At 54.6% G+C, this 1,413-nt stretch carries 2 protein-coding genes and 1 pseudogene; all 3 read left to right on the forward strand.

What is annotated here, in order from left to right:
* The first annotated feature begins 66 nt into the window (after positions 1–66).
* The gene (locus HMPREF3153_RS13205; protein ID WP_011116968.1) at positions 67–114 is read left to right on the forward strand and encodes an erythromycin resistance leader peptide; all 48 of its coding nucleotides are present in this window, start codon (positions 67–69) and stop codon (positions 112–114) included.
* Between the two features lie 99 nt (positions 115–213).
* On the forward strand, positions 214–1,068 hold the full coding sequence (locus HMPREF3153_RS02790) for a 23S rRNA (adenine(2058)-N(6))-methyltransferase Erm(X) (protein ID WP_011117480.1): 855 nt from the start codon (positions 214–216) through the stop codon (positions 1,066–1,068).
* A gap of 164 nt (positions 1,069–1,232) precedes the next feature.
* Positions 1,233–1,413 (forward strand): annotated as a pseudogene (locus HMPREF3153_RS12700) (ISL3 family transposase); the annotation flags it as partial.

The raw sequence follows: 1,413 nt of genomic DNA on the forward strand, positions 1-1,413 counted from the left end.
CAAACGCCTAGGAACAAAACCCGGGGCACTTCACACCCGCGAATTTAAATGGATATAATTAGACCCATGTTGATTTCAGGTACCGCTTTCTTGCGGTTGCGCACCAACCGCTAAGGCGGTTTCCTACCCCGTAGGTTAAAAACCGCTCCGGTCCTTTAGCCGGGCGGCTATTTGTCATGCCCGGCTCCCTTTCAAATCCAAGGAGCACACCTGATGTCTGCATACGGACACGGCCGTCACGAGCATGGCCAAAATTTTCTCACCAACCACAAGATCATCAACTCCATCATCGACCTTGTGAAACAAACCTCCGGCCCCATCATTGAGATCGGACCAGGAAGCGGTGCCCTCACTCACCCGATGGCCCACTTGGGGAGGGCGATAACGGCAGTTGAAGTGGACGCAAAACTAGCTGCCAAAATCACACAAGAAACCTCCTCGGCGGCGGTCGAAGTGGTCCATGATGATTTCCTTAACTTCCGGTTACCCGCCACTCCCTGCGTCATTGTGGGAAACATTCCCTTTCACCTCACCACTGCCATTCTTCGAAAGTTGCTGCATGCGCCAGCATGGACTGACGCTGTACTCCTCATGCAGTGGGAAGTCGCTCGCCGCCGGGCCGGGGTAGGCGCAAGCACGATGATGACGGCTCAGTGGTCCCCATGGTTCACATTTCACCTGGGTTCTCGGGTACCAAGGTCTGCTTTCCGGCCACAGCCAAACGTTGACGGGGGGATCTTAGTGATCCGCCGGGTGGGTGACCCGAAGATTCCGATAGAGCAGCGCAAAGCCTTTCAGGCGATGGTGCACACCGTTTTCACTGCCCGGGGACGCGGGATAGGGGAAATTCTCCGAAGGGCAGGGTTGTTTTCATCACGTTCAGAAACACAATCATGGTTGCGCTCGCGAGGAATCGACCCCGCGACCCTACCTCCCAGATTGCACACCAACGACTGGATCGATCTCTTCCAGGTGACTGGTTCCTCTCTACCTCACCATCGACCCATTTCACCATCGGGAAGTAGTCAACGACCTCCTCAACGGAAAAACCGAAGCCGGCGGCGTTAATCCCCACCAAAACCGAAATCCACCAGTAGTACTAAAAGGGCTCTTCCGGTTTTAGAGTGCATTGATTAGTTCGCCGGGGGTTCGGGCGTGGCACAAGATATTGGGGTCCTTGGCTTTGTAGGAAAAAGGTATCTAATCCATCCGTACAAAACTAAGGACCTACTGTGCAGCCTAACGGAAATGTCATCGTCGATACCATCTGCCGCACCGCAAAACTAGGAACTACTATCACCGGTGCCACAGAAAACGGTGACGTCACTGTTATTGAAGCCGAACCCGTCGAGCCGATCAATGAATGCCCTACCTGCGGGCAGCCTGGAGTATTCCGCGACCACGTCATCCGCA

The sequence above is a fragment of the Corynebacterium sp. HMSC06C06 genome, assembly GCF_001807295.1.
GTDB classification, from domain to species: Bacteria; Actinomycetota; Actinomycetes; order Mycobacteriales; family Mycobacteriaceae; genus Corynebacterium; species Corynebacterium striatum.

Bases quoted from the DNA above. Each gene is read 5' to 3' on its own strand.
- HMPREF3153_RS02790 (WP_011117480.1), top strand. From the start codon at position 214: ATGTCTGCATACGGACACGGCCGTCACGAGCATGGCCAAAATTTTCTC.